This window comes from Paenibacillus sp. CF384 (assembly GCF_900106745.1).
Taxonomy (GTDB): Bacteria; Bacillota; Bacilli; order Paenibacillales; family Paenibacillaceae; genus Paenibacillus_Z.
Genome location: NZ_FNNV01000028.1, coordinates 1 through 25,537, shown reverse-complemented (window position 1 = coordinate 25,537; position 25,537 = coordinate 1). Strand labels below are relative to the sequence as shown.

43 protein-coding genes and 1 rRNA gene are annotated in these 25,537 nt (G+C 48.1%); 42 read left to right on the top strand and 2 right to left on the bottom strand.

The genetic code is table 11. The features are described 5' to 3' along the window. The first annotated feature begins 255 nt into the window (after window positions 1-255). The 38 genes from rpsJ to BLW29_RS29015 all read left to right on the top strand — a co-directional run bounded on the left by rpsJ (window position 256) and on the right by BLW29_RS29015 (window position 21,569). Complete coding sequence (rpsJ, locus tag BLW29_RS29200) at window positions 256-564, top strand: 30S ribosomal protein S10 (RefSeq protein ID WP_005544556.1); 309 nt, start codon at window positions 256-258, stop codon at window positions 562-564. Window positions 565-605: 41 nt separating this feature from the next. Beyond that, window positions 606-1,229 carry a 50S ribosomal protein L3 gene (rplC, locus tag BLW29_RS29195; protein WP_090986336.1) on the top strand — a complete coding sequence of 208 codons (624 nt, stop codon included), beginning with the start codon at window positions 606-608 and terminating at the stop codon, window positions 1,227-1,229. Between the two features lie 25 nt (window positions 1,230-1,254). After that, a complete protein-coding gene (rplD, locus tag BLW29_RS29190; RefSeq protein ID WP_090986334.1) occupies window positions 1,255-1,878 on the top strand; it encodes a 50S ribosomal protein L4 in 624 nt (207 codons plus the stop codon). Next, complete coding sequence (gene rplW / locus BLW29_RS29185; protein WP_090986332.1) at window positions 1,878-2,168, top strand: 50S ribosomal protein L23; 291 nt, start codon at window positions 1,878-1,880, stop codon at window positions 2,166-2,168. The genes rplD and rplW overlap by 1 nt, the downstream gene beginning before the upstream one ends. 64 nt (window positions 2,169-2,232) lie before the next feature. Then, window positions 2,233-3,063 (top strand): 50S ribosomal protein L2, encoded by an 831-nt coding sequence (gene rplB, locus BLW29_RS29180; RefSeq protein ID WP_090986330.1) that lies wholly within the window; start codon window positions 2,233-2,235, stop codon window positions 3,061-3,063. Window positions 3,064-3,131: 68 nt separating this feature from the next. After that, a complete protein-coding gene (gene rpsS, locus BLW29_RS29175) occupies window positions 3,132-3,413 on the top strand; it encodes a 30S ribosomal protein S19 (RefSeq protein WP_090986328.1) in 282 nt (93 codons plus the stop codon). A gap of 44 nt (window positions 3,414-3,457) precedes the next feature. Next, a complete protein-coding gene (rplV, locus tag BLW29_RS29170) occupies window positions 3,458-3,793 on the top strand; it encodes a 50S ribosomal protein L22 (RefSeq protein ID WP_090986326.1) in 336 nt (111 codons plus the stop codon). 13 nt (window positions 3,794-3,806) lie between these two features. Further along, window positions 3,807-4,469, top strand: coding sequence for a 30S ribosomal protein S3 (gene rpsC / locus BLW29_RS29165; RefSeq protein ID WP_090986324.1), 663 nt, complete (start codon window positions 3,807-3,809; stop codon window positions 4,467-4,469). A 2-nt stretch (window positions 4,470-4,471) separates the two neighbouring features. Continuing rightward, the gene (gene rplP / locus BLW29_RS29160; protein ID WP_090986323.1) at window positions 4,472-4,906 is read left to right on the top strand and encodes a 50S ribosomal protein L16; all 435 of its coding nucleotides are present in this window, start codon (window positions 4,472-4,474) and stop codon (window positions 4,904-4,906) included. After that, a complete protein-coding gene (gene rpmC, locus BLW29_RS29155) occupies window positions 4,896-5,096 on the top strand; it encodes a 50S ribosomal protein L29 (protein ID WP_090583239.1) in 201 nt (66 codons plus the stop codon). The genes rplP and rpmC overlap by 11 nt, the downstream gene beginning before the upstream one ends. A 48-nt stretch (window positions 5,097-5,144) precedes the next feature. Then, window positions 5,145-5,408: a 30S ribosomal protein S17 gene (gene rpsQ, locus BLW29_RS29150; protein ID WP_090986321.1), complete on the top strand. Its 264-nt coding sequence runs from the start codon at window positions 5,145-5,147 to the stop codon at window positions 5,406-5,408. 44 nt (window positions 5,409-5,452) lie between these two features. After that, window positions 5,453-5,821, top strand: coding sequence for a 50S ribosomal protein L14 (gene rplN, locus BLW29_RS29145; RefSeq protein WP_090583243.1), 369 nt, complete (start codon window positions 5,453-5,455; stop codon window positions 5,819-5,821). 45 nt (window positions 5,822-5,866) lie between these two features. After that, window positions 5,867-6,220, top strand: a complete 354-nt coding sequence (gene rplX / locus BLW29_RS29140) for a 50S ribosomal protein L24 (RefSeq protein WP_090986318.1) — start codon at window positions 5,867-5,869, stop codon at window positions 6,218-6,220. A gap of 31 nt (window positions 6,221-6,251) precedes the next feature. Further along, window positions 6,252-6,794: a 50S ribosomal protein L5 gene (rplE, locus tag BLW29_RS29135; protein ID WP_090986316.1), complete on the top strand. Its 543-nt coding sequence runs from the start codon at window positions 6,252-6,254 to the stop codon at window positions 6,792-6,794. Between the two features lie 22 nt (window positions 6,795-6,816). Then, entirely contained in the window at window positions 6,817-7,002 is a 186-nt protein-coding gene (locus BLW29_RS29130) for a type Z 30S ribosomal protein S14 (RefSeq protein WP_090583249.1), read from the top strand. 30 nt (window positions 7,003-7,032) lie between these two features. Further along, on the top strand, window positions 7,033-7,431 hold the full coding sequence (gene rpsH, locus BLW29_RS29125; protein ID WP_090986314.1) for a 30S ribosomal protein S8: 399 nt from the start codon (window positions 7,033-7,035) through the stop codon (window positions 7,429-7,431). 30 nt (window positions 7,432-7,461) lie between these two features. Further along, window positions 7,462-8,004, top strand: a complete 543-nt coding sequence (rplF, locus tag BLW29_RS29120; protein WP_090986312.1) for a 50S ribosomal protein L6 — start codon at window positions 7,462-7,464, stop codon at window positions 8,002-8,004. A 63-nt stretch (window positions 8,005-8,067) separates the two neighbouring features. Further along, window positions 8,068-8,436 carry a 50S ribosomal protein L18 gene (gene rplR, locus BLW29_RS29115; RefSeq protein WP_090986311.1) on the top strand — a complete coding sequence of 123 codons (369 nt, stop codon included), beginning with the start codon at window positions 8,068-8,070 and terminating at the stop codon, window positions 8,434-8,436. Between the two features lie 31 nt (window positions 8,437-8,467). Continuing rightward, on the top strand, window positions 8,468-8,965 hold the full coding sequence (gene rpsE, locus BLW29_RS29110; RefSeq protein WP_090986309.1) for a 30S ribosomal protein S5: 498 nt from the start codon (window positions 8,468-8,470) through the stop codon (window positions 8,963-8,965). Between the two features lie 13 nt (window positions 8,966-8,978). Beyond that, entirely contained in the window at window positions 8,979-9,164 is a 186-nt protein-coding gene (rpmD, locus tag BLW29_RS29105; protein WP_090986308.1) for a 50S ribosomal protein L30, read from the top strand. A gap of 120 nt (window positions 9,165-9,284) precedes the next feature. Continuing rightward, complete coding sequence (gene rplO, locus BLW29_RS29100) at window positions 9,285-9,725, top strand: 50S ribosomal protein L15 (RefSeq protein WP_090986306.1); 441 nt, start codon at window positions 9,285-9,287, stop codon at window positions 9,723-9,725. Beyond that, window positions 9,726-11,024, top strand: coding sequence for a preprotein translocase subunit SecY (secY, locus tag BLW29_RS29095; protein WP_090986304.1), 1,299 nt, complete (start codon window positions 9,726-9,728; stop codon window positions 11,022-11,024). It abuts the gene before it with no gap. 87 nt (window positions 11,025-11,111) lie between these two features. Then, complete coding sequence (locus BLW29_RS29090) at window positions 11,112-11,765, top strand: adenylate kinase (RefSeq protein ID WP_090986302.1); 654 nt, start codon at window positions 11,112-11,114, stop codon at window positions 11,763-11,765. Further along, on the top strand, window positions 11,762-12,523 hold the full coding sequence (gene map / locus BLW29_RS29085; protein WP_090986300.1) for a type I methionyl aminopeptidase: 762 nt from the start codon (window positions 11,762-11,764) through the stop codon (window positions 12,521-12,523). Before BLW29_RS29090 ends, map begins: the two co-directional genes overlap by 4 nt. A gap of 14 nt (window positions 12,524-12,537) precedes the next feature. Next, a complete protein-coding gene (locus BLW29_RS29080) occupies window positions 12,538-12,810 on the top strand; it encodes a KOW domain-containing RNA-binding protein (RefSeq protein ID WP_090986392.1) in 273 nt (90 codons plus the stop codon). 2 nt (window positions 12,811-12,812) lie between these two features. Continuing rightward, entirely contained in the window at window positions 12,813-13,028 is a 216-nt protein-coding gene (gene infA, locus BLW29_RS29075) for a translation initiation factor IF-1 (RefSeq protein ID WP_015847200.1), read from the top strand. A gap of 44 nt (window positions 13,029-13,072) precedes the next feature. Next, window positions 13,073-13,186: a 50S ribosomal protein L36 gene (gene rpmJ, locus BLW29_RS29070; RefSeq protein ID WP_003333770.1), complete on the top strand. Its 114-nt coding sequence runs from the start codon at window positions 13,073-13,075 to the stop codon at window positions 13,184-13,186. Window positions 13,187-13,202: 16 nt separating this feature from the next. Further along, window positions 13,203-13,571 (top strand): 30S ribosomal protein S13, encoded by a 369-nt coding sequence (rpsM, locus tag BLW29_RS29065; RefSeq protein ID WP_090986298.1) that lies wholly within the window; start codon window positions 13,203-13,205, stop codon window positions 13,569-13,571. 18 nt (window positions 13,572-13,589) lie between these two features. Further along, entirely contained in the window at window positions 13,590-13,985 is a 396-nt protein-coding gene (rpsK, locus tag BLW29_RS29060) for a 30S ribosomal protein S11 (RefSeq protein ID WP_090986296.1), read from the top strand. A 125-nt stretch (window positions 13,986-14,110) separates the two neighbouring features. Beyond that, window positions 14,111-15,055: a DNA-directed RNA polymerase subunit alpha gene (locus BLW29_RS29055; RefSeq protein ID WP_090986294.1), complete on the top strand. Its 945-nt coding sequence runs from the start codon at window positions 14,111-14,113 to the stop codon at window positions 15,053-15,055. 51 nt (window positions 15,056-15,106) lie between these two features. Next, complete coding sequence (gene rplQ, locus BLW29_RS29050; RefSeq protein ID WP_090583277.1) at window positions 15,107-15,475, top strand: 50S ribosomal protein L17; 369 nt, start codon at window positions 15,107-15,109, stop codon at window positions 15,473-15,475. Window positions 15,476-15,595: 120 nt separating this feature from the next. Then, window positions 15,596-16,336: a tRNA pseudouridine(38-40) synthase TruA gene (truA, locus tag BLW29_RS29045; protein WP_090986292.1), complete on the top strand. Its 741-nt coding sequence runs from the start codon at window positions 15,596-15,598 to the stop codon at window positions 16,334-16,336. 274 nt (window positions 16,337-16,610) lie between these two features. Beyond that, window positions 16,611-17,048, top strand: coding sequence for a 50S ribosomal protein L13 (gene rplM / locus BLW29_RS29040; RefSeq protein ID WP_090986290.1), 438 nt, complete (start codon window positions 16,611-16,613; stop codon window positions 17,046-17,048). A 19-nt stretch (window positions 17,049-17,067) separates the two neighbouring features. Next, on the top strand, window positions 17,068-17,460 hold the full coding sequence (gene rpsI / locus BLW29_RS29035) for a 30S ribosomal protein S9 (protein ID WP_090986288.1): 393 nt from the start codon (window positions 17,068-17,070) through the stop codon (window positions 17,458-17,460). Window positions 17,461-17,611: 151 nt separating this feature from the next. Continuing rightward, window positions 17,612-18,304 carry a phosphoadenylyl-sulfate reductase gene (locus BLW29_RS29030; protein WP_090986287.1) on the top strand — a complete coding sequence of 231 codons (693 nt, stop codon included), beginning with the start codon at window positions 17,612-17,614 and terminating at the stop codon, window positions 18,302-18,304. 17 nt (window positions 18,305-18,321) lie between these two features. Next, the gene (gene sat, locus BLW29_RS29025; RefSeq protein WP_090986284.1) at window positions 18,322-19,488 is read left to right on the top strand and encodes a sulfate adenylyltransferase; all 1,167 of its coding nucleotides are present in this window, start codon (window positions 18,322-18,324) and stop codon (window positions 19,486-19,488) included. A 108-nt stretch (window positions 19,489-19,596) separates the two neighbouring features. Continuing rightward, complete coding sequence (gene cwlD, locus BLW29_RS29020) at window positions 19,597-20,382, top strand: N-acetylmuramoyl-L-alanine amidase CwlD (protein ID WP_090986282.1); 786 nt, start codon at window positions 19,597-19,599, stop codon at window positions 20,380-20,382. 101 nt (window positions 20,383-20,483) lie between these two features. Next, window positions 20,484-21,569: a P-loop NTPase gene (locus BLW29_RS29015; protein ID WP_090986280.1), complete on the top strand. Its 1,086-nt coding sequence runs from the start codon at window positions 20,484-20,486 to the stop codon at window positions 21,567-21,569. 85 nt (window positions 21,570-21,654) lie between these two features. On the opposite strand, the gene gerD is transcribed toward BLW29_RS29015, so the two are convergent. Further along, window positions 21,655-22,374 (bottom strand): spore germination lipoprotein GerD, encoded by a 720-nt coding sequence (gene gerD, locus BLW29_RS29010; protein ID WP_090986278.1) that lies wholly within the window; start codon window positions 22,372-22,374, stop codon window positions 21,655-21,657. A 207-nt stretch (window positions 22,375-22,581) separates the two neighbouring features. On the opposite strand from gerD, the gene BLW29_RS29005 reads away from it, so the two are divergent. Beyond that, window positions 22,582-23,217 (top strand): KinB-signaling pathway activation protein, encoded by a 636-nt coding sequence (locus BLW29_RS29005; protein ID WP_177186858.1) that lies wholly within the window; start codon window positions 22,582-22,584, stop codon window positions 23,215-23,217. 6 nt (window positions 23,218-23,223) lie between these two features. On the opposite strand, the gene pdaB is transcribed toward BLW29_RS29005, so the two are convergent. Beyond that, window positions 23,224-24,027, bottom strand: a complete 804-nt coding sequence (gene pdaB, locus BLW29_RS29000; RefSeq protein WP_090986276.1) for a polysaccharide deacetylase family sporulation protein PdaB — start codon at window positions 24,025-24,027, stop codon at window positions 23,224-23,226. Between the two features lie 108 nt (window positions 24,028-24,135). Here pdaB and BLW29_RS28995 point away from each other — a divergent pair, with 108 nt between their 5' ends. The 3 genes from BLW29_RS28995 to BLW29_RS28985 form a co-directional block, all read left to right on the top strand. Beyond that, window positions 24,136-24,747 carry a stage II sporulation protein M gene (locus BLW29_RS28995; RefSeq protein ID WP_090986274.1) on the top strand — a complete coding sequence of 204 codons (612 nt, stop codon included), beginning with the start codon at window positions 24,136-24,138 and terminating at the stop codon, window positions 24,745-24,747. Window positions 24,748-24,966: 219 nt separating this feature from the next. Next, on the top strand, window positions 24,967-25,188 hold the full coding sequence (locus BLW29_RS28990; protein ID WP_090986273.1) for a hypothetical protein: 222 nt from the start codon (window positions 24,967-24,969) through the stop codon (window positions 25,186-25,188). A 261-nt stretch (window positions 25,189-25,449) separates the two neighbouring features. Further along, window positions 25,450-25,537: ribosomal RNA gene (locus BLW29_RS28985) — 16S ribosomal RNA — on the top strand; the annotation flags it as partial.

Below are 25,537 nucleotides of genomic sequence, written 5' to 3'. Positions count from 1 at the left end.
CAATTTCAACAGCAGCCGAAGGCCATTTCCCGCGCAGCGTAGCGATCTATGGATCCCAGTTAATTCTTTTCAAGAAAGTCGATAATTTTGTTGCATTCGCCCATCGTTTCAGATATAATAGTGAGCGTTGGTCTGTGACGTTGCGATGATGCAAGAGGTTGCCGACACACACGGCTCCTTTGCCATGAGGGGCGTGTCGGGTTTTCTTGCGGAGTATGTCCGATACTAAATTGGGCGATAGAAGGAGGGACTTATATGGCTAAGCAAAAGATTCGTATTCGCTTGAAAGCATACGATCATAGAATTCTGGATCAATCCGCAGAGAAGATTGTTGAAACTGCGAAACGTTCCGGTGCAGGCGTGTCTGGGCCGATTCCGCTTCCTACTGAGAAGCAAATCATCACCATTCTGCGTGCGGTACACAAGTACAAGGATTCTAGGGAGCAATTCGAAATGCGCACTCATAAGCGTTTGATCGACATTGTTAACCCAACGCCGCAAACGGTTGATGCATTGATGCGCTTAGATCTGCCATCCGGTGTAGATATCGAAATCAAACTGTAAGTTATGCATATTTGAAAATGGAAAGGAAATGAGGTGTCAACATGAAAGGTATCTTAGGTAAAAAACTTGGAATGACGCAAGTGTTTACTCCTGAAGGTAACGTAATCCCGGTTACGGTTATCGAAGCAGGCCCTTGTGTTGTTTTGCAGAAGAAGGACCAAGACAATGACGGTTACGTATCCGTACAACTTGGTTTCTCCGACAAGAAAGAATCGAGAGCTACTAAGCCAGAAATCGGCCACGCTAAAAAAGCGGATACGGCTCCTAAGCGCTACGTTCGTGAATTCCGCAGCATCAACATTGCTGAATATGAAGTTGGCCAGGAATTGAAGGCTGACCTATTCACAGCTGGCGAGTTCGTTGACGTTACAGCTACTTCCAAAGGTAAAGGTTTCCAAGGTAACATCAAACGTTGGAACCAAAGCCGCGGCCCTATGGCGCACGGCTCGCGTTACCACCGTGGTCCAGGTTCGATGGGTTCCATCCAAGCGAACCGCGTACCAAAAGGCAAACACCTTCCAGGTCACATGGGTAACGAAACTGTTACAATCCAAAACCTTGAAATCGTGCGCGTCGATGCAGAACGTAATGTATTGCTCGTTAAAGGCTCCATTCCGGGCCCTAAAAATAGTTTTGTAAAAGTTAAATCTACGGTGAAGAAATAATCACCTAAGAAAGGAGGAACATGAAATGCCGAAAGTAGCACTTTATAGCGTGAATGGCTCGCAAGTTGGCGAGGTTGAATTGTCCGAAGCGGTATTCGGAATTGAACCAAACGTTCACGTATTGCATAGCGCAGTTCTTTTGCAGCAAGCTTCTGAACGCAGAGGTACGCACAAAACTAAAGGACGCTCCGAAGTACGCGGTGGCGGTCGTAAACCTTGGAAACAAAAAGGTACAGGCCGTGCACGTCAAGGTAGCATTCGCTCCCCGCAATGGGTTGGCGGTGGTACAGTATTCGGACCAACTCCACGCAGCTATAGCTTCAAACTTCCTAAGAAAGTTCGTCGCTTAGCAATCAAATCTGCTTTGTCTTCCAAAGTGATCGACAACGAAATTATCGTTCTGGATCAACTGGCGTTCGCGCAACCGAAGACTAAAGAATTCGCAGCGATTCTGAACAACCTGAAAGTGGCTCGTAAAGCACTGGTTGTAACAGCTGGCTACGAAGATAATGTAGCACTTGCAGCTCGTAACATTCCTAACGTGAAGTTCGTTGCAGCCGATGGCATCAATGTTCTAGACGTTATGAAATACGACAAGCTGATTATCACTAAAGAAGCGGTTGAAAAAGTACAGGAGGTGCTTGCGTAATGAAAAATCCTCGCGATATTATCAAGCGCCCAATCATTACTGAACAAACAAGTGATTTCATGGCGAATAAGAAGTATGTATTCGAAGTTGATATCCGTTCTAACAAAACAGAGATCAAACTTGCGATTCAATCGATCTTCAAAGTGAAAGTATCGAGCGTGAACACGCTTCGCATGCCGGCTAAGCCTAAACGCTACGGTAAACACAGCGGATATACATCCGAGTGGAAAAAAGCGATCGTGCAATTGAGCGCAGATAGCAACGAGCTAGAATTTTTCGAAACAGTTTAAGTAGCGAAGAAGCCCATGGCTTCTCGTGAAAGAACGTTAGATATCGGTTAAGGAGGGAATCGAAGTGCCAGTTAAGAAGTATAAACCGACATCTCCAGCGCGACGTGGTATGTCCGTCTCGACATTCGAAGAGATCACCACAAGCACACCGGAGAAATCGCTTCTTGCGCCGCTTTTCAAAAAAGCTGGTCGTAACAACCAAGGTAAAATTACGGTTCGTCATCACGGTGGCGGCCATAAACGTAAATACCGGATCATCGACTTCAAACGTAACAAGGACGGTATCGTAGGTAACGTCGCGACGATCGAATACGATCCGAACCGTACGTCCAACATCGCACTTATCCACTATGTGGATGGAGCGAAAGCCTACATCATCGCACCTAAAGGCCTTAAAGTTGGGGATAAGATCGTTTCCGGAGCAGATGCAGACATCAAGATCGGTAACGCGTTGCCGCTTGAAAACATCCCGGTAGGTACAGTTATCCACAACATCGAGCTAAAACCAGGTAAAGGCGGACAATTGGTTCGTGCTGCTGGAACAACTGCTCAACTTCTTGGTAAAGAAGAGCAATACGTCACAATTCGCTTGACGTCTGGCGAAGTACGTCGTATTCTGAAAAAATGCCGTGCGACAATCGGTTCTGTTGGTAACGAAGATCACGAACTCGTGAAAATCGGTAAAGCCGGCCGTTCCCGTTGGATGGGCAAACGCCCTGAAGTACGTGGTGTTGTAATGAACCCGAACGATCACCCACACGGTGGTGGTGAAGGCCGTGCGCCAATCGGACGTAAATCTCCAATGTCTCCATGGGGCAAACCGACACTTGGTTTCAAAACACGCAAAAAGAAAAAAGCATCGAGCCAATACATTGTTCGTCGTCGTACGAAGTAATAGGCGCCTCGGCGTCATGAGCGTGACGCGCTGCGTCGCGTAACGCTAGCGTGAAGGGAGGATCATCCATGGGTCGCAGTTTGAAGAAAGGACCGTTTATTGACGGTTACTTGCTGAAAAAGGTTGAAGTTCTGAACGAGGCTGAGAAGAAGACGGTTGTCAAAACTTGGTCGCGTCGTTCTACAATTTTCCCGCAATTCATCGGACACACTTTTGCTGTTTATGACGGTAAGAAGCACGTGCCGGTATATGTGACGGAAGATATGGTTGGCCACAAACTCGGTGAGTTCGCGCCAACTCGTACGTACAAAGGACACGGTAACGATGACAAGAAGACTGGTCGTCGTTAATCGGTTAAATAGTTAGGTAATAAAGGTCGAGAGGAGGTTCATCCATGCAACAAGCTAAAGCGTTCGCTAACCACGTCCGCATTGCACCTCGTAAAGCTCAGCTGGTTGTTGATTTGATCCGTGGTAAGCAAGTCGGCGAAGCAATCGCGATTCTGCGCCACACACCAAAATCGGCTTCCCCAATCGTTGAGAAGCTGCTGAATTCCGCAATTGCTAATGCGGAGCACAACTACCAATTGGACGTGAACAAACTTGTGATTACACAAGTGTTTGTTAACCAAGGGCCAACAATGAAACGTTTCCGCCCGCGCGCAATGGGTCGTGCTAGCCGGATTAACAAAAGAACCAGCCACATTACTTTGGTGGTATCCGAAAAATAAGGAGGGAAAACGTGTGGGACAAAAAGTAAACCCGGTCGGTCTACGTGTTGGTATTATCCGTGATTGGGAATCCAAATGGTACGCAGGCAAAGACTTCGGCGAATTGCTCATGGAAGATGTTAAAATCCGTGAGTACCTCAAAAACAAATTGAAAGATGCGGCTGTCTCCAAGTTCGAAATCGAGCGTGCAGCTAACCGCGTTAACGTTACAATTCATACAGCTAAGCCTGGTATGGTAATCGGTAAAGGCGGATCTGAAGTTGAAAACCTTCGTTCCGAACTGTCGAAAATCGCTAAAGGCAAAAAAGTGCACATCAACATCTCTGAGATCAAACATCCAGAACTTGATGCGATTCTCGTAGCTGAGAGCATTGCACAACAACTTGAGCGTCGGATCTCGTTCCGCCGTGCAATGAAACAATCCATCCAACGTACAATCCGTATGGGCGCGAAAGGTATCAAAACTGCCGTTAGCGGTCGTTTGGGCGGCGCTGAGATTGCTCGTCAAGAAGGTTATAGCGAAGGTACAGTTCCACTTCATACGCTGCGTGCAGACATTGATTATGGAACAGCAGAAGCTGCGACAACATACGGCCGTATCGGCGTTAAAGTATGGATCTATCGCGGTGAAATCCTTCCAACTAAGAAGAAAGCTCCACAGGAAGGAGGCAACTAATCATGTTGGTACCAAAACGTGTCAAACATCGTAAGCAACAACGTGGTCATATGAAAGGTCGCGCTAAAGGCGGTACTGAAGTAGCCTTCGGCGAATACGGTCTACAAGCACTTGAGCCTTCATGGATCACTAACCGTCAAATCGAAGCAGCGCGTATTGCGATGACTCGTTACATTAAACGTGGCGGTAAAGTATGGATCAAGATTTTCCCTGCGAAACCAATTACGCAAAAGCCTCTTGAAGTCCGGATGGGTAGCGGTAAAGGTAACGTAGAAAAATGGGTTGCTGTCGTAAAACCGGGCAAAATAATGTTCGAGCTTGCTGGCGTATCTGAAGAGATCGCACGTGAAGCTATGCGCCTTGCAGCACATAAACTCCCAGTTAAAACGAAGTTCGTGAAACGCGAAGAAGTGGGTGGTGAAGCAAATGAAAGCTAATGATTTCCGCAACCTAACCTCTGTTGAACTCGAACAAAAAGTCGCTGGATTCAAAGAAGAGCTATTCAACCTTCGTTTTCAATTGGCTACCGGCCAACTGGAAAACCCAACTCGCATCCGCGACGTACGTAAGGATATAGCTCGTGCCAAAACCGTTCTTCGTGAAAGAGAACTCGGAATCAGCAGCTAAACTGCGATTGTCCGTGAGCGATAACGAATGCATGGAAGGAGGATGAACATGAGCGAACGTAATGCCCGCAAAGTTCAAGTAGGTAAAGTCGTGAGTGATAAAATGGACAAAACAATCGTTGTTGCCATTGAAACTTACAAAAAACACGATCTATACCACAAACGTATTAAATACACGAGAAAATTCAAGGCGCACGACGAGAACAACCAAGCTAAGATCGGTGATATCGTTAAAGTCATGGAAACTCGCCCGCTATCCAAAGACAAACGGTTCCGTTTAGTCGAAATCGTTGAAGCTGCTGTTATTTTGTAAGAAATGCTTCCTAGTAAGCATTTTCCCGAAAGGAGGACGTTGAAATGATTCAACCATTTACACGTTTAGCTGTCGCTGACAACTCCGGCGCTAAAGAACTGATGTGCATTCGTGTGCTCGGTGGTACTGGACGTCGTGTTGGCCATATCGGCGATTTGATCGTCTGCTCCGTCAAACAAGCAACACCCGGTGGCGTTGTCAAAAAGGGTGATGTAGTTAAAGCGGTTATCGTACGTACGAAACGTGCGGTTCGCCGTAAAGACGGTTCATACATCGCATTTGATGAGAATGCAGCGGTTATCGTAAAAGAAGACAAAAGCCCGCGCGGCACACGTATTTTTGGACCAGTTGCTCGTGAACTTCGCGACCGCGACTTCATGAAAATCGTATCGCTTGCTCCGGAAGTTATCTAAAAAGTACTTTGCGCATTCCGCGCAAGCACGCAGGAGGTGTAACTCATGCCACGGTTGAAGAAAGTGTTAGAATCCCATAACAATAAATTGCACGTGAAGAAAGACGACACGGTAATGGTCATTACGGGCAAAGACAAAGGCAAAAAAGGCCGCGTTATTGCTGCGTATCCGCGCCAAAACCGCGTACTGATTGAAGGCGTCAATATGGTGAAGAAACATGCTCGTCCTTCGCAAGCTAATCCGCAAGGCGGCATTATCGAGCAAGAAGCGGCGATTCACGTTTCCAACGTTATGCACATCGATCCTAAGAGCGGTAAAGTAACTCGGATCGGATATAAAGTGCTTGATAACGGCAAAAAAGTCCGGATCGCTAAAAAATCCGGCGAGGTAATTGATTAATTGACCGATACGGAAAGGAGGTCCACGTTACATGGCAGCAAGAATGAAAGATCGTTTCCTGAATGAAATCACTCCTGCTCTTATGCAGAAGTTCAACTATACAACAGTAATGCAAGTGCCTAAGATCGAGAAAGTCGTAATCAACATGGGTGTTGGTGAGGCTGTTTCCAACTCTAAAGTTCTCGATGTTGCTGTTGAAGACATGCGTTTGATCTCTGGTCAAAAGCCTGTAGTAACTCGCTCCAAGAAATCGATCGCTGGTTTCAAACTTCGCGAGAACATGCCGATCGGGGTTAAAGTAACACTACGCGGTGAGCGTATGTACTACTTCCTTGATAAACTGTTCAATGTCACACTTCCACGCGTACGCGATTTCCGCGGCGTATCAAACAAAGCGTTTGATGGCCGTGGTAACTACACTCTGGGTTTGAAAGAGCAATTGATCTTCCCTGAGATCGAGTATGATAAAGTTGACAAAGTACGCGGTATGGACGTCGTCATCGTCACGACGGCAAAATCGGACGAAGAAGCTCGTGAACTGCTGACCCAAATGGGCATGCCGTTTACGAAGTAATCCACAGGAGGTGTAATACCAAGTGGCAAAAACTTCGATGAAGGTTAAGCAGCAACGTGCTCCTAAATTCAAAGTGCAGGCTTACACACGCTGCGAACGTTGCGGCCGTCCGCATTCCGTTTTGCAAAAGTTTAAAATTTGCCGGATTTGTTTCCGTGAATTAGCATACAAAGGCCAGATTCCTGGCGTTAAAAAAGCAAGCTGGTAATCAGCCTAGTTCGGGAAGGAGGTTTACACAATGGTTATGTCTGATCCGATCGCAGATATGCTTACACGCATTCGCAACGCAAACGTTGTGCGTCATGAGACCGTAGAAATGCCTGCTTCGAAAGTAAAGAAGCAAATCGCTGAAATTTTGAAACGCGAGGGCTTTATCCGCGATGCCGAGTATATTGAAGATAACAAACAAGGGATGATCCGTATTTTCCTTAAATACGGCCCGAACCAAGAGCGTGTAATTACGGGGCTGAAACGTATCAGCAAACCGGGTCTACGCGTTTACACGAAAAGCACTGAAGTGCCTCGCGTATTGGGCGGCCTGGGAATGGCTATCATTTCCACGTCCCAAGGAATTATGACTGATAAAGAAGCACGCCAAGTTAAATCCGGCGGCGAAGTCGTCTGCTACGTTTGGTAATTAACTGTCACAACGATTGGAGGTGTAACAATGTCTCGTATTGGCCGTAAACCGATCCAAGTTCCAGGTGGCGTAAACATCGACTTGGACAACAGCTTGATCACTGTTAAAGGACCTAAAGGTACACTGAGCCGCGAAATCCACAAGGATATGAAAGTGGTAGTAGCAGACAGCGTAATTACTGTAGAGCGTCCTTCTGACAATAAATTGCATCGTTCCCTACACGGTACAACTCGCAGCGTCATCGCTAACATGGTTAGTGGTGTAACTGAAGGTTTTGCAAAAAACCTTGAGCTAGTAGGCGTTGGTTACCGTGCAAACAAAACTGGCGAGAAAATCGTACTTAACGTAGGTTACTCGCATCCAGTTGAAATCACTCCTGAGAGCGGAATCGAGTTCGATGTTCCATCGAACACGAAAATCACTGTTAGAGGCATCGATAAAGAACTCGTTGGTGCAACTGCTGCGAAAATTCGCTCCGTACGTGAGCCTGAGCCGTATAAAGGTAAAGGTATCAAGTATGAAGGCGAGCGTATCCTTCGTAAAGAAGGTAAAGCTGGTAAGAAGAAATAAGCAGGCGCTTAGCGCTGCTTAATCGGATAGCTTCATAAGCACAAGGAAAGGAGTGTACAACGAATGATTACAAAAGGCGATAAAAACAAAGCACGTCTCAAACGTCACCTGCGTGTGCGTAAGAAAATCAACGGAACTACGCAGCGTCCGCGTCTCTCTGTATTCCGTTCCTCCAAACACATCTATGCACAATTGATTGATGATGTTCTAGGCGTAACGGTCGCTTCAGCGTCCACGCTTGATAAAGAAATCGCAGAACAATTCAGCAATGGTGGTAACATCGAGGCTGCTCGTAAAATCGGCGAAGTTATCGCTTCTCGCGCTAAAGCGAAAGGCGTAGACCAAGTGGTTTTCGACCGCGGCGGTTACTTGTACCATGGAAGAATTCAAGCACTGGCTGATGCAGCTCGCGAAGCAGGACTTGAGTTTTAATCGATAATACTTATGAAGGAGGTAAGTCGACTTGCGTATCGATCCAAATACGTTGGAACTAACTGAAAAAGTAGTTCAAATCAACCGTGTAGCGAAAGTAGTAAAAGGCGGACGCCGTTTCAGCTTTAGCGCACTGGTAGTTGTAGGTGACGGTAAAGGATATGTTGGCGCAGGGATCGGTAAAGCTGGCGAGGTACCGGATGCAATCCGCAAAGGTATCGAAGATGCTAAGAAAAACCTGATCCATGTACCACTTGTGAAAACAACAATCCCACATCAAGTACTCGGACACTTCGGCGCTGGCCGTGTATTGCTTAAACCAGCATCTGAAGGTACTGGAGTAATTGCAGGCGGACCGGTTCGTGCCGTTCTTGAGCTTGCAGGTGTTGGCGACATTCTAACCAAATCGCTTGGTTCTTCAAACTCCATGAATATGGTTAACGCGACACTAGAAGGACTTTCCCGTCTGAAACGTGCCGAGGACGTTGCTAAACTTCGTGGCAAAACCGTGAAAGAGCTTTTGGGCTAAGGAGGAGAATACGATGGCAAAATTGCAAATCACCCTCGTTCGCAGCCTGATCGGTCGTAACGAGAAGCAGCGTGCGACAGTTGCTACGCTTGGTCTTCGCAAGATTCGTCAATCGGTTGTCCACAGCGACAGCCCGGCTATTCGTGGCATGATCACTCATGTCAGCCACTTGGTTAAAGTGGAAGAAGTACAAGCTTAAATCGTCTTTAATGGCGTAAACGATATACCGCTTCAAAAGTATGCTTTCAAAGACGAGTTTTGCTGATGAAGCAAACTCGTACAGAAAGCAGCGTAAAACATTAAGGAGGTGCAACGTACGATGAAATTGCATGAACTTTCACCAGCACCGGGTTCGCGTAAAGAAGGCTTCCGTAAAGGCCGCGGTATCGGTAGCGGCAACGGTAAGACAGCCGGTCGTGGTCATAAAGGTCAAAATGCTCGTTCCGGTGGCGGCGTTCGCCCAGGCTTCGAGGGCGGACAAAACCCATTGTACCGTCGCTTGCCTAAACGCGGCTTCAACAACCCGTTCCGTAAAGAGTATGCGATTGTGAACATCGATGAGTTGAACAGCTTTGCAGCTGGCACAGAGGTAACACCTGAGCTTCTGCTTGAGCAAGGTATCGTTAAAAACCCACAGAGCGGAATCAAGATCTTGGGTAACGGCGAAATCACTGTTCAGCTTACGGTAAAAGCAAGCAAGTTCTCTCAATCTGCGGTAGAGAAAATCCAGGCTGCCGGCGGTAAAACCGAGGTGATCTAATTGTTCAAGACCGTGTCCAACATTTGGAAAGTGGAAGACCTTCGCAAGCGGATCCTGTTCACGCTGTTCATCCTATTGGTTTACCGGATCGGTTCCTTTATACCGGTTCCTGGTGTCAATAAAGATGTATTTACACAAACTGATCAGGCCGGTTCTGAATTGTTTGGTTTGCTTAATACGTTTTCCGGTGGGGCACTGTTCCAGTTCTCGATCTTCGCGATCGGGATCATGCCTTACATTACCTCATCGATCATCGTACAGCTTCTGTCGATGGACGTTATCCCTAAATTCGCCGAATGGGCGAAGGAAGGCGAGAACGGTAAACGTAAACTTGCTCAGATTACTCGTTACGGTACGATTGTTCTTGGTTTAGTCCAAGGTTTTGGTACTGCAATTGGTTTTAACCGGCAATATCAGTACGATATGATTCCTGGTGCAACGGTTACGGATTATATTATGATTGCGATAATTCTAACGGCGGGAACAGCCTTCCTCATGTGGCTCGGTGAGCAGATTACAGAGAGAGGCATCGGCAACGGGATCTCGGTCTTGATTTTTGCCGGTATCGTAGCAGCAATTCCTTCTCACATCCGTTCGATCTACACAGCGGAGTTTGTTGATGCAAGCAACATCTTCCTTAGCATTATCAAGGTAGTGGTGATTGTAATTGCGATCGTCGCAATTATCGTCGGCGTTATCTTTGTACAACAAGGTATTCGTAAAATTCCGGTTCAATACGCTAAGCGCGTTGTTGGACGGAAAATGTACGGTGGGCAATCTACCCACATTCCGCTGAAAGTTAACGGTGCAGGTGTTATCCCGGTTATCTTTGCGGTATCGCTTCTGATGTTCCCGGTTACGATCGCGAACTTCTGGTCGACACATGCTTGGGCATCTTGGGTTCAAACTCATATGTACTACGACAAGCCGCTTGGCATGGTGTTGTACGTAATTCTGATTATCGCTTTCACGTTCTTCTACACGTTTGTGCAAATCAATCCGGTGCAGATGGCCGATCAAATGAAGAAAAATGGTGGTTATATCCCGGGCATTCGTCCTGGTAAGCCTACATCTTCCTACATTACGCGCGTCATGTCGCGGATCACACTCAGCGGAGCGATCTTCCTATCGCTCATCTCGATCTTGCCGGTACTCTTCGGCACGCTCGCTGATTTGCCTCGTGATGTGAAGCTAGGCGGAACCTCGCTGCTAATCGTAATCGGTGTTGCACTGGATACGATGAAGCAAATCGAGACGCAATTGATCAAGCGCCACTACAAAGGGTTTATCAATAAATAACAATAGGTTCGCAAGCGGGCTTCCGCGCATCTAATTGTGTGGCGGGACCCGGCCGAGCCTATTATGTTTAAAGCGAGGAACACGCTAATGAACATCTTATTCATGGGCCCTCCGGGCGCCGGCAAAGGCACACAGGCGGAACGTATCGTGGACACTTTCAGTGTCCCGCACATTTCCACTGGCGATGCTTTCCGTTTAGCAATGAAGCAAGGCACACCTCTTGGTCTGAAGGCTAAAGAATTCGTGGATCAAGGTCTTCTTGTCCCGGATGAAATTACGAACGGCATCGTTCGTGAACGTCTCCAACTTGAGGATTGTAATGGCGGCTTCCTGCTGGATGGATTTCCTCGCACGCTGCAACAAGCTGAGGCGCTGGACGGGATGTTGGCTGAAATGGGACGCAGTATCGATCATGTTGTTAACTTGAAGGTTGACCGCGGTCTACTGCTTGCGCGTCTGACCGGTCGTCGCATTTGTAAAGCATGCGGCTCCACTTACCATGTTATGTTCAACCCGCCGAAGCAAGAAGGCGTTTGTGATAAATGCGGCGGCGAGCTGTACCAGCGGTCAGACGATACGGAAGCAAAAGTAGGCACGCGTCTCGACGAATATATCTCCAAAACAGCTCCATTACTTGAGTACTACACAAGTAAAGCCGTTTTGTGCGAAGTAGACGGCGAGAAAGAAATCGACGAAGTTACAGCTGACATCGTTAGCTGCCTGCGGGGAACAGCAGAATGATCATTTGCAAATCCGAATCGGAATTGCAAGTAATGAGAATAGCTGGCCGAATTGTATCGGAGACGCATCGCTTGCTCAAACAAGCTATTCGTCCCGGCATTACGACCAAAGAATTGGACGTTATTGCTGAGTCGTACATTCGCAGTCAGGACGCAATACCTTCTTTTAAAGGGTACAATCAATTTCCTGCCAGTATCTGCGCTTCTGTAAACAATGAGCTGGTACACGGTATTCCAGGATCACGTAAGTTGCATGATGGCGACATCATCAGCATAGATATTGGCGCACAGTATAAAGGCTACCATGGCGATTCCGCTTGGACCTACGGTGTAGGCAGTATTAGTGAAGAGTCTCAGCGGCTGCTCGACATTACAGAACAATCGCTTTATGCAGGACTCGCGCTCGTGAAACCGGATGTTCGTTTGTTAACCATCTCGCATGCGATTCAACAAGTGATTGAAGCTGCTGGTTTTTCTGTTGTTCGAGACTTTGTGGGGCATGGCATTGGTGCAGATCTGCACGAAGAACCGCAAATCCCGAATTTCGGATTACCCGATCGCGGACCTCGTCTAAAACCAGGAATGGTGCTGGCGATAGAACCGATGGTCAACATCGGTGAGCGATATGTGCGTACTCTGGAGGATAATTGGACAGTCGTGACACAGGATAACAGCCGATGCGCTCATTTCGAGCACACGGTTGCCGTCACAGAGGACGGCTGCGAAATCTTAACCCTATCCAGGGAGCAGGCAGGTTGAGTGCATTGGAACATATGCCGGAGATCGGCCGTATAGTTAAGGTCCTTAAAGGAAAAGACGGAGGCTCATACGCCGTCATCATTCAGGTTCTGGATGAACGTTTCGTCCTTGTAGCTGACGGAGACAAGCGGCGCTTCGATCAATCGAAGAAGAAGAACGTACTGCATCTTCTGATGCAACCGGTCGTCAGTCATGAAGTGGCTGACAGCATGCGGGAAACCGGCCGTGTTACTAACGCTAAACTGCGTTATGCTATTCAGAAGGCTGTGCAAGGGAAAGGAGAATGACTATGGCCAAAGAAGACGTCATTGAAGTCGAAGGTACGGTCATCGAACCACTACCTAACGCCATGTTCAAGGTTGAACTTGAGAATGGACACCAAATTCTCGCCCATGTATCGGGCAAACTGAGAATGCATTTTATCCGCATTCTGACAGGAGATAAAGTAGTCATTCAATTGTCGCCTTATGATTTATCTAGAGGACGCATTACCTATCGGAAGTAGGCCTTAAAAGGCTTGCCGACGAAAGAATTCGGGAGGTAATCACAATGAAGGTTAGACCATCGGTCAAGCCGATTTGCGAGAAATGTAAAGTCATTCGCCGCAAAGGCAATGTTATGGTGATTTGTGAAAATCCGAAACACAAACAAAAACAAGGATAAGGAGGAATAACGATACATGGCACGTATTGCTGGTGTAGACTTACCGCGTGATAAGCGCGTTGTCATCGCTCTGACATACATCTTCGGTATTGGCAGAACGACTGCTAATCAAATTCTTAGCGCAACCGGTATTAGCGAAAATACTCGCGTTCGTGATCTGACAGAAGATGAAGTCAGCCAACTTCGCGAAACAATCGATAAAACGGTTAAAGTAGAAGGCGACCTTCGCCGCGAAATCTCGCTTAACATCAAACGTCTGATCGAGATCGGCTGCTACCGCGGTGTACGTCACCGTCGTGGACTTCCGGTTCGTGGTCAACGGACGAAAACAAATGCTCGTACGCGTAAAGGTCCTCGCCGGACTGTAGCGAACAAGAAGAAATAAGAAGGAGGGATAACCGAAATGGCTAAACCAAAAAAAGTGGTTCGTACGAAACGTCGTGACCGTAAAAATATTGATACTGGCGTAGCGCATATCCGCTCGACATTCAATAATACGATCGTTACGATTACTGATCCGCACGGAAACGCGATTTCTTGGGCAAGCTCGGGTAACCTCGGCTTTAAAGGTTCCCGTAAGAGCACGCCGTTCGCAGCTCAAATGGCTGCTGAATCTGCAGCAAAAGCGGCAATGGAACACGGCATGAAAACTGTTGAAGTAATGGTTAAAGGTCCTGGCGCAGGCCGTGAAGCAGCGATTCGTTCGCTACAAGCAGCTGGTCTGGAAGTAAACCTTATTAAAGACGTTACTCCAGTTCCGCACAACGGATGCCGCCCGCCAAAACGTCGTCGCGTATAGTCAATATTTGTGGTATCAAATGACTACAACTTGTGAATAATGGTTGTGAAGGTTTGCCATACTACATGATTTGACTACTTATGCGATAATGGTAACGGAGCGACGTTTTGAGGGAGGGTACTATTGTGATTGAGATCGAAAAGCCGAAAATCGAAACCGTAGAACTAAACGAGGATGGCACGTACGGAAGGTTCGTTGTTGAACCGCTTGAACGTGGCTACGGAGCAACGCTCGGGAATTCGCTTCGCCGAATCCTGTTGTCGTCGCTGCCTGGTGCAGCGGTAACCTCTGTTCAAATCGATGGTGTACTTCATGAGTTCTCTACGGTTCCAGGTGTGATGGAGGACGTTACCGAAATCATCCTGAATCTCAAAGGCCTCTCGCTGAAAATCCATTCCGACGAAGAGAAGGTACTGGAGATTGACGCGGAAGGCGATGGCAACGTTACGGCTGGCGATATTCGCGCAGACAGCGATGTCGAGATTTTAAGCCCTGATCTTCATATCGCGACGCTGGCCTCCGGTGCACGGCTCCACATGCGGGTATTTGCTAATCGCGGACGCGGTTATGTGCAAGCAGATCGGAATAAACGGGAAGACCAACCAATTGGCGTCATTCCTGTTGATTCCATCTACACACCAATTACTCGTGTAAACTACTCGGTTGAGAACACTCGCGTTGGTCAAGTGACTAACTACGATAAGCTCACACTTGAAGTTTGGACCGACGGAAGCATTCGTCCGGAAGAGGCTGTAAGCCTCGGCGCCAAAATTTTGACTGAGCATCTGGATCTGTTCGTTGGTTTGACTGACGAAGCGAAAGATGCTGAGATCATGGTTGAAAAAGAAGAAGACAAGAAAGAGAAAGTACTTGAGATGACGATCGAAGAGCTCGATCTCTCGGTACGTTCTTATAACTGTCTGAAACGTGCAGGTATCAACACCGTCCAAGAGCTGATCACGAAAACAGAAGAAGACATGATGAAAGTCCGTAACCTCGGACGCAAGTCTTTGGAAGAAGTTCAAGAAAAGCTCGAAGAACTGGGTCTTGGCCTCCGCATGGAAGAATAAAAAGCAGCGTAGACTAAAGGTCGATAGACTGTTTTAAGGAGGGGAAAATCGATGGCATATTCAAAATTGAGCCGTGACGCAAGCTCCCGGAAAGCATTGTTCCGTGACCTCGTTACAGACTTGTTCTTGTATGAGCGCATTCAAACGACTGAGGCGAAAGCAAAAGAGCTTCGTCCAATCGCTGAGAAGCTAATCACACTTGCAAAACGTGGTGATCTGCACGCTCGTCGTCAAGTTGCAGCTTTCGTTCGCCGTGAGTCTTTGGTAGCTGGTGAACAAGATGCAATTCAAAAATTGTTCTCCGAACTGGCTACCCGTTACTCGGAACGTCCGGGCGGATATACGCGTATTTTGAAACTAGGACCACGTCGCGGTGACGCGGCACCTATGGTTTACTTGGAACTGGTGGATCGCGCGTAGCAAGAAGAAACGGCTGGCGACATATACTGGCGCCCGCGAAAGTTTCTTTCGGAAAGGGTGGACCTTGCGGCCACCTTTTTTTGTTGCCCTTGATACCGTTCACTAGGGGGACCATATGGGATGAAGAACATACGGATGGTTGTCAGCTATGTAGGCACGCATTATCATGGCTTTCAAACGCAGCCCATCGGAAATACGGTGCAGGACGTACTTGTGCAAGCGATTCATGTGTTGACCGGTGAGAAGGTTCATATCGTGGCATCCGGCAGAACGGATGCAGGTGTGCACGCGAGGGGGCAGGTGTTTAATTTCGTCACCTCCTCGCCAATTCCGGTCGGTCGCTGGGCGCTTGCCTTGAACTCACGACTGCCGGTTGACATCGCCATCTTAAAGGCCGATGAAGTACCCCTTGATTTTCATTCAAGCTACAGTGCGAAACGAAAAACGTATCGCTACTCCATCGACACCAATAAGTTTGCAGATGTATTCGAACGGGATTACCGGTTCCATTATCCCATGCCTCTTCGCTTGCCTGAAATGAGGGAAGCGTTGTCCAAAGTGGTTGGCAAGCATGATTTCACTTCCTTTGCATCGCTGCGTTCTACGAAGCGTACGCATGTGCGAACGATTCTAGAGGCGAGAATCGAACAAGGTGAAGGGAAATTGGATCTATTTGTGACTGGAGATGGCTTTCTCTATAACATGGTGAGAATCATTGTGGGTACCTTACTATGGGTAGGGGAAGGGAAGCTGACCGTGTCTGACTTTGAGCGAATCCTTGATGCGAAGGACCGTACTGCGGCCGGACCGACAGCGATGGCTCACGGTCTGATGCTTTGGGAAGTTTCCTACGACGATTGACGAGTATTACCAGTGCTCTGAGGGCATAATGCCTAAACAAATAGCTTGCACTTGTTAATCCTATGTTGTAGAATATAACTTGTGCTTTCTTAGTGGCTCTCCCACAGCCCCGACTGAGATCGCCAACCAACAATAGCATTTTTGAATGGAATCGAGCCGGTTACAGATGATGGCTTAGAGTAGACCTTTGGTCGATCCACCATTCATCTCTAACGTACCGTAACATTATAAATTAATTTAGAACCAATGTTTGAATGAACAAGGAGGAACATCCATGCGCATTACCTATATGGCAAAGTCCAGCGAAGTTGATCGCAAATGGTTTGTCATTGACGCAGAAGGCAAAACGCTTGGTCGCTTAGCGAGCGAAGCTGCTAGCCTGATCCGCGGCAAGCACAAACCGACTTTTACTCCACACGTTGATACTGGTGACTTTGTAGTTGTCATCAACGCGGAGAAAATTCACCTTACTGGTAAAAAACTTCAAAACAAAATGTACTACCGTCACTCCATGTACCAAGGCGGACTTAAAGTAACTCCGGCTCAGGACATGATCAAGAACAAACCAGAGCTAGTATTGGAGCAAGCGATCTACGGCATGCTTCCAAAGAATCGTCTTGGCGACAAAATGAAGATGAAGCTCAAAGTTTATGCCGGACCAGAACATCCACATCAAGCACAAAATCCAGAAGTTTACGAACTTCGCGGGTAAATAGAGGGAGGACAGTTTCATGGCACAAGTTCAATACTATGGAACCGGTCGTCGTAAACACTCTGTAGCACGTGTACGTCTCGTGCCGGGTGAAGGACGAATCATTATTAACAAACGTGACTTGAATGATTACTTCGGTCTGGAAACACTGAAGCTGATCGTTAAACAACCGCTTGCTCTTACTGAGACTGCAAGCAAATACGATATCTTGGTAATCGCACACGGCGGCGGTATCTCCGGTCAAGCCGGCGCTATCCGTCACGGTATCTCCCGTGCTCTGCTTAAAGCAGATCCGGAATTCCGTCCAGCCTTGAAGCGTGCAGGATTCTTGACTCGTGACCCACGTATGAAAGAGCGTAAAAAATACGGTCTTAAAGCAGCACGTCGCGCGCCACAATTCTCCAAACGTTAATATCGACTTACGAAAATGCCTTCTCTGCATGCAGAGAAGGCATTTTTTTCATATTCCGGTTATCATTTAAAAATATTGAACAAATGGAGCAATCGACGTATAATTTAATGTAGATTAGTTTACTAGGAATTTGAATATGGAGGTCTTCACCATGAACTTGTTTGAAAAGGAAGCACTAATCAGGCAGAAAGCGGAAGAGTTGGAAACAGCATCGCCGCAGGAGATCATTAAATTCGCAGTAGAAACTTTCCCGAACATTACGTTTGCCTGCAGTTTCGGTGCGGAAGATGTCGTACTTGTCGATATGCTGCAAAAAATCAGCCCGAAAACGGATATTTTCTATCTGGACACGGACTTCCACTTTAAAGAAACCTATGAAACCCGCGATAAAATGGCGGAAATCTACAATTTGAAATTTGTAGAAGTAAAGCCTGCAATTACGCCGGAAGAGCAAGCTTCTCAATTTGGCGAAGAGCTCTGGAAGAGCGATGCATCCCATTGCTGCAATATTCGCAAGGTAGATCCGCTGACGCAAATCCTTTCCAAATATGAAGCGTGGATTACAGGTATTCGCCGTGACCAAGCGCCTACACGCGCGAACGCGAAGAAGATTGAATACGATACAAAGTTTGGATTAGTGAAATTCAATCCAATTGCGAACTGGACTTCCGAAGATGTATGGAATTATATCCGTACGAACAATGTGTACTACAATCCGCTTCACGACAATCACTATCCGAGTATCGGATGTGAGCACTGCACACGTCAGGTAATGCCTGGTGAGGATCCACGTGCAGGCCGCTGGTCCGGTCAAGAAAAAACAGAATGCGGATTGCATAAATAAGAGGGGGCTTTCAGAGCATGAGCAGCATTAAGCCACATGGCGGCGTACTCATCAACCGAGTCGCAAGCGGAGCTGAGCGCGATGCGCTGCTGGCAGAAGCGGCAGCATTACCGGTCATCATTGTTAACACATGGGCAGTATCGGATTTGGATCTAATCGGAGTTGGCGCATTCTCGCCGCTTACCGGTTTCTTGAATGAAGCTGACTACCGCTCGGTAGTTGAACGTATGCGCCTTGCAGACGGCACGGTATGGAGCATTCCAATTACATTGGCAGTAGAAGAGGCGAAAGCCTCCGAGCTCTCTACAGGCCAGCGTGCAGCACTTGTAGGCGAAGACGGTATTGTTTATGGCGTTATTGATATCGAAAGCATTTACAGCGTTGATCAGAAGCATGAGGCTGTTAATGTGTATAAGACGGATGACATCGAACACCCTGGTGTTGCCAAAACGTTCAGCCGACCTAATACGTATGTTGGCGGACCGATTACGGTTCTTAACCGTCCGGTGCCTGAGAAGTTCAATGAGTTTTATTTTGATCCTTCTGAGACTAGACGGATCTTCGCAGAGAAAGGCTGGCGTACGATTGTCGGCTTCCAAACGCGTAACCCGGTTCACCGTGCACATGAGTACATTCAGAAGTGTGCCATGGAAATCGTAGATGCGTTGTTCTTGAACCCTCTTGTAGGTGAAACTAAGTCGGATGATGTTCCTGCAAATGTTCGAATGAAGAGTTATATCGCCTTGCTGGAGAACTACTATCCGGCTGATCGGACATTCCTTGGCGTGTTCCCGGCGGCTATGCGTTATGCTGGGCCACGTGAAGCGATCTTCCATGCTATGGTTCGCAAAAACTACGGCTGCACCCACTTTATCGTCGGTCGCGACCACGCCGGTGTAGGCGACTACTACGGCACGTATGAAGCCCAGGATCTATTGCGTTCCTTTACAGCGGATGAGCTTGGCATTACTCCTCTTTATTTCGAGCACAGCTTCTTCTGCACCAAATGCGGCAATATGGCGTCGAGCAAAACCTGCCCGCATGACAAAGAGAGTCATCTGACGCTGTCGGGTACGAAAGTTCGCGCTTTGCTGCGTGATGGTGTTTGCCCACCGCCGGAATTCTCGCGTCCGGAAGTCGCCAAAATTCTTATTGAAGGCATGTCAGAGCAGCCAGTTAATTAATAAGAAGTTGATCAAAGCATAACAAGCCACCTCGTCCCATAGGATGATAAAGAGTACAGGACAGACTCCTGTGCACGATCATCGGATGGAGATAGGGGTGGCTTTTGTATGCGCGGAGTTCGGAAACGTTTCGTCATCTGGATCACGTATCGCGGTGCTGCACGCATTTCCCTTGGCGTGGCGGCGGTTATACTAACTGTGATTCTGCTCACGCAGGAGGTGCCAGCCACACGCACCTGGACGTATTGGACACTGCCTTTATCCGGTAAGGTGATCGCGATAGATGCAGGTCACGGCGGCGTTGATGGCGGAGCGGTCAGCAAGCAGGGGATGGTAGAGAAGGATTTGAATTTAGCCATAGCTTTGCAGCTGAGAGATTATTTGCAGCAAGCCGGCGCGATCGTGGTTATGACACGAGAAGGGGATTACGATCTGGCTGAGGAAGGCACGTCGAAGATAAGCAAACGTAAGACACAGGACTTAGTGAACCGCGCCAAATTTGTAAAAGAAAAGAACGCCGCCATGCTGCTCAGCATTCATATGAACAGTATCCCTTCCCCTCGTTGGTCTGGGGCTCAGACGTTCTTTTATCCGAATTTACCGGAGAATGCGGTCCTTGCTTCTTTGATTCAAGATGAAATTAAGCGCAATTTGGCAAATACCGAGCGGGTAGCTGCTACTGTTAACACGGTATATCTGCTTAAGGCTATGGATGAAGTGCCGAGCGCCTTAGTGGAAGTCGGATTCTTATCCAATCCGGGAGAAGCAGCGCGGCTTGCAGATGCCGAGTACCAGAAGAAGGTTGCGGCTTCCATCTATCAAGGTGTTCTTCGCTTCACTGCCGGTGAGAAATGGGGAGCAGCCGCAGGCACGGAACCGAATGATCCCCAATAACCACGGCTTGGAACAGGGTCTTGGTCTTGTTATAATGGAGCAAGTACATACACACCCATTAATATAAGCACTTATTCAAGGACAAGAGGAGACGGTTAAACATGTTGACCCGCATAGAAGCTTTAGCGGCCGCTGAGTCTGCGGCGGCCCCCTATATGGCGGAAGGTGCGATTACCTTCCGCGATGTGATGGTTAAGGAGGACCGTCACGTTTCGATGACGGTCCTTGGGGCAAGCGCGAGCGCTGAGCGCGCGCTCGAGGCTGCGCTGCAAGCAGCGCTTGCCGCCGCCGGGGCCGAAACCGCGCACTTCCGGTTTCGCACCGGCGAAGGCGCGCCTGCGGCAGCGAAGCCCGCGGCAGCGCAGCCGCAGGCTGCAGCCTCCGGCCCCGTACGTGGGCACGGGGCCGGGCTGGAGGCACATCCGCTGCTGAGCAGCAGCAGCGGGGTGCAGTTCATCGCCGTCGCCAGCGGCAAGGGCGGCGTCGGCAAATCCACGGTGACCGTCAATCTCGCGGTCGCCTTAGCCCGCAAGGGCAAACGCGTCGGGATCATCGACGCGGATATTTACGGCTTTAGCGTGCCCGATATGATGGGCATCGAGGATCGCCCGCAGATCGTGAATGAGCGCGTCATCCCGATCGAGAAATTCGGCGTACGCGTCATGTCGATGGGCTTCTTCGTAGAAGATAATGCGCCAATCGTGTGGCGTGGGCCGATGCTGGGCAAGATGCTCCGCAATTTCTTTGCGGAGATCGAGTGGGGCGAGCTGGATTACTTGCTGCTGGACCTGCCGCCGGGAACAGGGGACGTAGCGCTTGACGTGCATCAGCTGATTCCGCAAAGCAAAGAAATCATCGTCACGACGCCGCATGCGACAGCCGCGTTTGTTGCTGCGCGCGCAGGGGCGATGGCGATTAAGACCGAACATGAGATTATCGGTATCGTCGAGAACATGTCCTACTTTATAAGCAAGGATGGAGAGCATGAGTATGTATTCGGACGCGGAGGCGGCGCAAGGCTGGCTGAATCGCTGAATGCCGAGCTGCTGGCTCAAATTCCGCTCGGCGCGCCGGACAACCATCCGTCAGAGCCGGATTTCGCACCTTCGGTGTACAAAGCCGATACGGACAATGGCCGCATTTACCTAGACATCGCCGACCGCGTCATTGCGAAATGCGAAGCATAATCTAGCCGATCTAATCGATCACGTAGAAAAAGCCGGTATCCCACACCTAATCGTGTGAGATACCGGCTTTTTGGTCATCTAATCATCAACCGCCTTGATCACTCATACCGCTGTCACCTTCACCGCCGCCTTCTCCCTCGCCGCCGCCTTCTCCTTCTCCGCCACCTTCACCTTCTCCGCTTTTATCGCCGCCTTCTTTTTGTTTCGTAACTTTCTCATCCGGCTTAGGCTTAAGCTCCTCTTGTACCGCCTTCTTGAGCAGATCCAGAATTTCAAGACGGAACAGAGGATTTTGCATGGATTCCTGCATGAGCGACATCGTTTGTTTCCGGTATTGGGTGCTTTGCAGCACTTCAAGAATCATTTTGTCCATTTCCGGACTCTTCATCACTTGAATGAGGTCCTTCTGATACGTAGGATCCTTCAGCAAATCCTTGTGAATTTGCTTATTTTGCTTATTTACGGCCTTCGCGAATTCACCAGCAAAACGAGGATCGGTCATCAACTTCTCTATTACCTTGCTGTACTCCGGTGCCACCAACGTTTCCTTGACTGCCAGTCGAACCTGCTCTTGATCCTGCACGGACAACGACCGGAGGCTGGTGCCGTTGTTGCCGCTTGCGGCGGAAGCCGATTCCTGGAGCGCTTTTTGCGCGTCTTCGGTTTTGAGTATGTCAATTACCATAGACTTCATGTCTTTATAGCTGATGGGCTCACTCGATGCGCTGGATTGCTGCGTACCGCAGCTTGACAGGCTGAATGTCAGGACAATGAGGGCACCAAGCCATGTAATTCGTTTAACCATGCTGTCAGTGTCTCCCTTCTGAAAAAGCAACTGTTGCTGTGTGTAGTATGCGACAATGTTCATCGTATTATCATGGAAGCGGCATGGCTTTTTGTATGGGACATGGTAAAATGAAGGATAGTTTCGGCATATTCGGAAACGCTGGCGATAAACGCCTGAAACATACCGGATTCATCAATCTCAACAAACCTGTAGGAGTGGAAAATAGTGAACTTGCGCAAATTGTTTTTCTTATTTTGGAGTACGATGGCCGTTGGCGGTGTCGTGACCATTGTTGTCGGCAGTATCATGCAATGGACCGATGCTTCATTTGGCTTCATGGGCTTGGAGGCAGCAGGCTTTAATGCAGCCATGATGGCCCTAGTCGGCCTGCTTTTCGGCGCATTCAGTCAAATGGGCTTCTTTGCTTACATGACCTTGAATTACATCGCACTTAGCGTCATCCGCAGAAAGTACATGTGGAACGCACTTCAGGCGTATACGACGTTGTTTGCACTGGGCGGCATCGGCTACTTGCTTTACCAGGATCGCGTGAAGCTCGATAACAATTGGATTTTCTGGGTGCTGCCGCTTGGACTTGGACTGGCCTCATGGGCAGTAGCCTATTACAAAGCCAAGCTAACGAACAATAATGCATTCATTCCGACGTTATTCCTACAAGTTGTAGTTACGCTGCTCGAAGCATGGCCAAGCCTCAGAGGCGAGGAAAGCAATGTAACGGCAATGATATTTATGATCATCCCAATGTTCGTCTGTAATGCCTACCAAATCTTGTGGCTGCACAAACTGGTGCGCAAACAACAAACAACCGATTCCGCATCAAATGCGAAACCGGCTGTATAAGGGCTATTATTGTTCGGCTGAAGCATCAAGCTGCTCGAACATCGCTGTTTTATCCTGTACCGTCTTGCCTTGGAGCTCCGTTTGGGCAATTAATTCCGATACCGTCACAAATTCATAGCCCTTGGAGCGCAGCTGTTCGATAATGGCAGGCAGTGCTTCATGGGTTTGCTTCACGGAATCGCTGGCATGCATCAGAATGATATCCCCGGGATGTGCTTTACTGACGACACGATTGATGATTTTGTCCGTGCCGATATTCATCCAGTCGAGCGAATCGGTATCCCATTGAATGACTTTGTAGTTCATTTGCTCGGCAATACGAAGGACGCGTTTGTCAAAATCTCCATTAGGCATACGGATCAGGCTTGGTGTCTTACCGGTAACTTGCGTCAAAATCGTTTGAGCGGTTTCGATCTGGCTGCGAATTTCTTCATCGCTGAACGTGCTGTAGTTGTCATGCTTGTGACCATGACTGCCGATTTCATAACCGCCGTCGACGATCTTCTTGACGATATCGGGGTGGGTTTGACTCCAAGGCGATGAGAGGAAGAACGTGACGTTCTTCACACCTTTCTCCTTCAATACTTCAAGGATCGGCTCCGTGCGTTTATCTCCCCAGCTGATGTCAAACGTCAGGGCAATCACCTTCTTATCTGTCGGAACGCTGTAGATGGCCGCAGGCTGATTGGGAGCAAACACCGTAATGTTGTCCTTCTCCGCGTAAATAACGCCCGCAGCAAACAAAATACCTACGGTGACTAGAAAGTAACGCTTTAGTTTCCGTCCATTCATCACATAAAACATATTCATTACAATTGCACTCCTCTCCAATAAGGGCTTGTTCTAGTACAATCTATGCTCGTACCAACAACTTATTCGTGTTATCCCAAAAACAGCCCAAAGAGGTGACGCCTACTTATGTTTTCGCCAAGAGAAGTCCTTCGACATTTGCAGACGATGCGGCACTATATCGCGTTCAGCACGATTTTTCTGCTAGCCGGCATCGTGGTAGGTGCAACTAACCCGGTTTTAGACTCCTTTATCAACAGTCAGCTCAGTGGGCTGAAGGGGGTTGCGGAAAATATTAATTCGAGCTCGCATCCGACCTTATTCTTAATGCTGTTTATCTTCTTCAATAATGCCATTAAAGCGATACTGGTCATGTATGTAGGTTCGCTGTTCGGGATCGTACCCATTGCTTTCTTAGCGATTAATGGCATGCTGCTCGGTTACTTGGTTCACAAGACAGCGGAGCAGGGGAATGAAGCTGTATTTACAATGGTGTTTAAAGGGCTGCTGCCACACGGTATCATCGAGATCGCGGCAATTATAATAGCTTGTGCATATGGTTTGCGGTTTGGCAGAATGATGCTGCAGGGGCTTGGAACCGTCTTTACGAAGCGTAAAGGCTGGGGGCAAGAGCTTGAGCTGTTCGTGATGCGAACGCTGCCGGTTATGGTTTTAATTGTGGTGATGTTGATTGTTGCAGCAGTTATTGAGAGTACAGTAACAGTTTGGTTGCTTAGTTAGTAATAAATTTCCAATTATTTGAGCATAACAATAAAGCGGCGTTTATCGTGTCATGCGATAGGCGCCGCTTTTTCTAAATTTCGGAGTGCGAATATTCGTTTCGCTTTGTTGAAATTTGGATAATATGAAGTAATTGTGCCGTTTTCAGGCGTTAATCGCAGTTTCTTCATGTTGGCCGATATTTTTCGGCCGATTATTTGAAGGGGGCCACCAACGGATATGCTCGGAATTCTGTTCAACGACAAAGAATGTAAAGAACTCGACTACGTACTACGCAAAGAACTTGACGAAATGCTGCTCGATTTGAACGATTCCCGGCTAGACGGCGATATTAAAACCGCGATTGCCAAACGCTATAAGGTCATCTTCCGCATGTATGCTCGTATTGCCTCTCCGAAAGAGCTGTCCCGTTATGCCCTGAATATGCGTACATACCGCTGATATCAACGGTTTTTTAAGGGGTTATGAACATGTGGATAAAAAAATCAAAAAAAGCCTTGCATTGTTTATAAAGCGTGTGATATATTAATCAAGTCGCCGCTGAGACACGGGCGAATGAACAACGGAATTTGTTCTTTGAAAACTGAACAATGAGCGACCAGTCAAATGGTCTTAAATCGCGAAATTAACGTTTCGCAAGCTAGTATTTTGAATGAGCTAACAAGCGAATTCATACAATGGCGAGTTTTCGGACAAGCCACTTTTATGGAGAGTTTGATCCTGGCTCAGGACGAACGCTGGCGGCGTGCCTAATACATGCAAGTCGAGCGGAGTTATTCCTTCGGGGATA

Coding starts and splice junctions, on each gene's coding strand:
- rpsJ (WP_005544556.1), top strand. CDS start 256: ATGGCTAAGCAAAAGATTCGTATTCGCTTGAAAGCATACGATCATAGA.
- rplC (WP_090986336.1), top strand. CDS start 606: ATGAAAGGTATCTTAGGTAAAAAACTTGGAATGACGCAAGTGTTTACT.
- rplD (WP_090986334.1), top strand. CDS start 1,255: ATGCCGAAAGTAGCACTTTATAGCGTGAATGGCTCGCAAGTTGGCGAG.
- rplW (WP_090986332.1), top strand. CDS start 1,878: ATGAAAAATCCTCGCGATATTATCAAGCGCCCAATCATTACTGAACAA.
- rpsS (WP_090986328.1), top strand. CDS start 3,132: ATGGGTCGCAGTTTGAAGAAAGGACCGTTTATTGACGGTTACTTGCTG.
- rplV (WP_090986326.1), top strand. CDS start 3,458: ATGCAACAAGCTAAAGCGTTCGCTAACCACGTCCGCATTGCACCTCGT.
- rplP (WP_090986323.1), top strand. CDS start 4,472: ATGTTGGTACCAAAACGTGTCAAACATCGTAAGCAACAACGTGGTCAT.
- rpmC (WP_090583239.1), top strand. CDS start 4,896: ATGAAAGCTAATGATTTCCGCAACCTAACCTCTGTTGAACTCGAACAA.
- rpsQ (WP_090986321.1), top strand. CDS start 5,145: ATGAGCGAACGTAATGCCCGCAAAGTTCAAGTAGGTAAAGTCGTGAGT.
- rplN (WP_090583243.1), top strand. CDS start 5,453: ATGATTCAACCATTTACACGTTTAGCTGTCGCTGACAACTCCGGCGCT.
- rplX (WP_090986318.1), top strand. CDS start 5,867: ATGCCACGGTTGAAGAAAGTGTTAGAATCCCATAACAATAAATTGCAC.
- rplE (WP_090986316.1), top strand. CDS start 6,252: ATGGCAGCAAGAATGAAAGATCGTTTCCTGAATGAAATCACTCCTGCT.
- rpsH (WP_090986314.1), top strand. CDS start 7,033: ATGGTTATGTCTGATCCGATCGCAGATATGCTTACACGCATTCGCAAC.
- rplF (WP_090986312.1), top strand. CDS start 7,462: ATGTCTCGTATTGGCCGTAAACCGATCCAAGTTCCAGGTGGCGTAAAC.
- rplR (WP_090986311.1), top strand. CDS start 8,068: ATGATTACAAAAGGCGATAAAAACAAAGCACGTCTCAAACGTCACCTG.
- rpmD (WP_090986308.1), top strand. CDS start 8,979: ATGGCAAAATTGCAAATCACCCTCGTTCGCAGCCTGATCGGTCGTAAC.
- rplO (WP_090986306.1), top strand. CDS start 9,285: ATGAAATTGCATGAACTTTCACCAGCACCGGGTTCGCGTAAAGAAGGC.
- BLW29_RS29090 (WP_090986302.1), top strand. CDS start 11,112: ATGAACATCTTATTCATGGGCCCTCCGGGCGCCGGCAAAGGCACACAG.
- map (WP_090986300.1), top strand. CDS start 11,762: ATGATCATTTGCAAATCCGAATCGGAATTGCAAGTAATGAGAATAGCT.
- BLW29_RS29080 (WP_090986392.1), top strand. CDS start 12,538: ATGCCGGAGATCGGCCGTATAGTTAAGGTCCTTAAAGGAAAAGACGGA.
- infA (WP_015847200.1), top strand. CDS start 12,813: ATGGCCAAAGAAGACGTCATTGAAGTCGAAGGTACGGTCATCGAACCA.
- rpmJ (WP_003333770.1), top strand. CDS start 13,073: ATGAAGGTTAGACCATCGGTCAAGCCGATTTGCGAGAAATGTAAAGTC.
- rpsM (WP_090986298.1), top strand. CDS start 13,203: ATGGCACGTATTGCTGGTGTAGACTTACCGCGTGATAAGCGCGTTGTC.
- rpsK (WP_090986296.1), top strand. CDS start 13,590: ATGGCTAAACCAAAAAAAGTGGTTCGTACGAAACGTCGTGACCGTAAA.
- rplQ (WP_090583277.1), top strand. CDS start 15,107: ATGGCATATTCAAAATTGAGCCGTGACGCAAGCTCCCGGAAAGCATTG.
- truA (WP_090986292.1), top strand. CDS start 15,596: ATGAAGAACATACGGATGGTTGTCAGCTATGTAGGCACGCATTATCAT.
- rplM (WP_090986290.1), top strand. CDS start 16,611: ATGCGCATTACCTATATGGCAAAGTCCAGCGAAGTTGATCGCAAATGG.
- rpsI (WP_090986288.1), top strand. CDS start 17,068: ATGGCACAAGTTCAATACTATGGAACCGGTCGTCGTAAACACTCTGTA.
- BLW29_RS29030 (WP_090986287.1), top strand. CDS start 17,612: ATGAACTTGTTTGAAAAGGAAGCACTAATCAGGCAGAAAGCGGAAGAG.
- sat (WP_090986284.1), top strand. CDS start 18,322: ATGAGCAGCATTAAGCCACATGGCGGCGTACTCATCAACCGAGTCGCA.
- cwlD (WP_090986282.1), top strand. CDS start 19,597: ATGCGCGGAGTTCGGAAACGTTTCGTCATCTGGATCACGTATCGCGGT.
- BLW29_RS29015 (WP_090986280.1), top strand. CDS start 20,484: ATGTTGACCCGCATAGAAGCTTTAGCGGCCGCTGAGTCTGCGGCGGCC.
- gerD (WP_090986278.1), bottom strand. CDS start 22,374: ATGGTTAAACGAATTACATGGCTTGGTGCCCTCATTGTCCTGACATTC.
- pdaB (WP_090986276.1), bottom strand. CDS start 24,027: ATGAATATGTTTTATGTGATGAATGGACGGAAACTAAAGCGTTACTTT.
- BLW29_RS28995 (WP_090986274.1), top strand. CDS start 24,136: ATGTTTTCGCCAAGAGAAGTCCTTCGACATTTGCAGACGATGCGGCAC.
- BLW29_RS28990 (WP_090986273.1), top strand. CDS start 24,967: ATGCTCGGAATTCTGTTCAACGACAAAGAATGTAAAGAACTCGACTAC.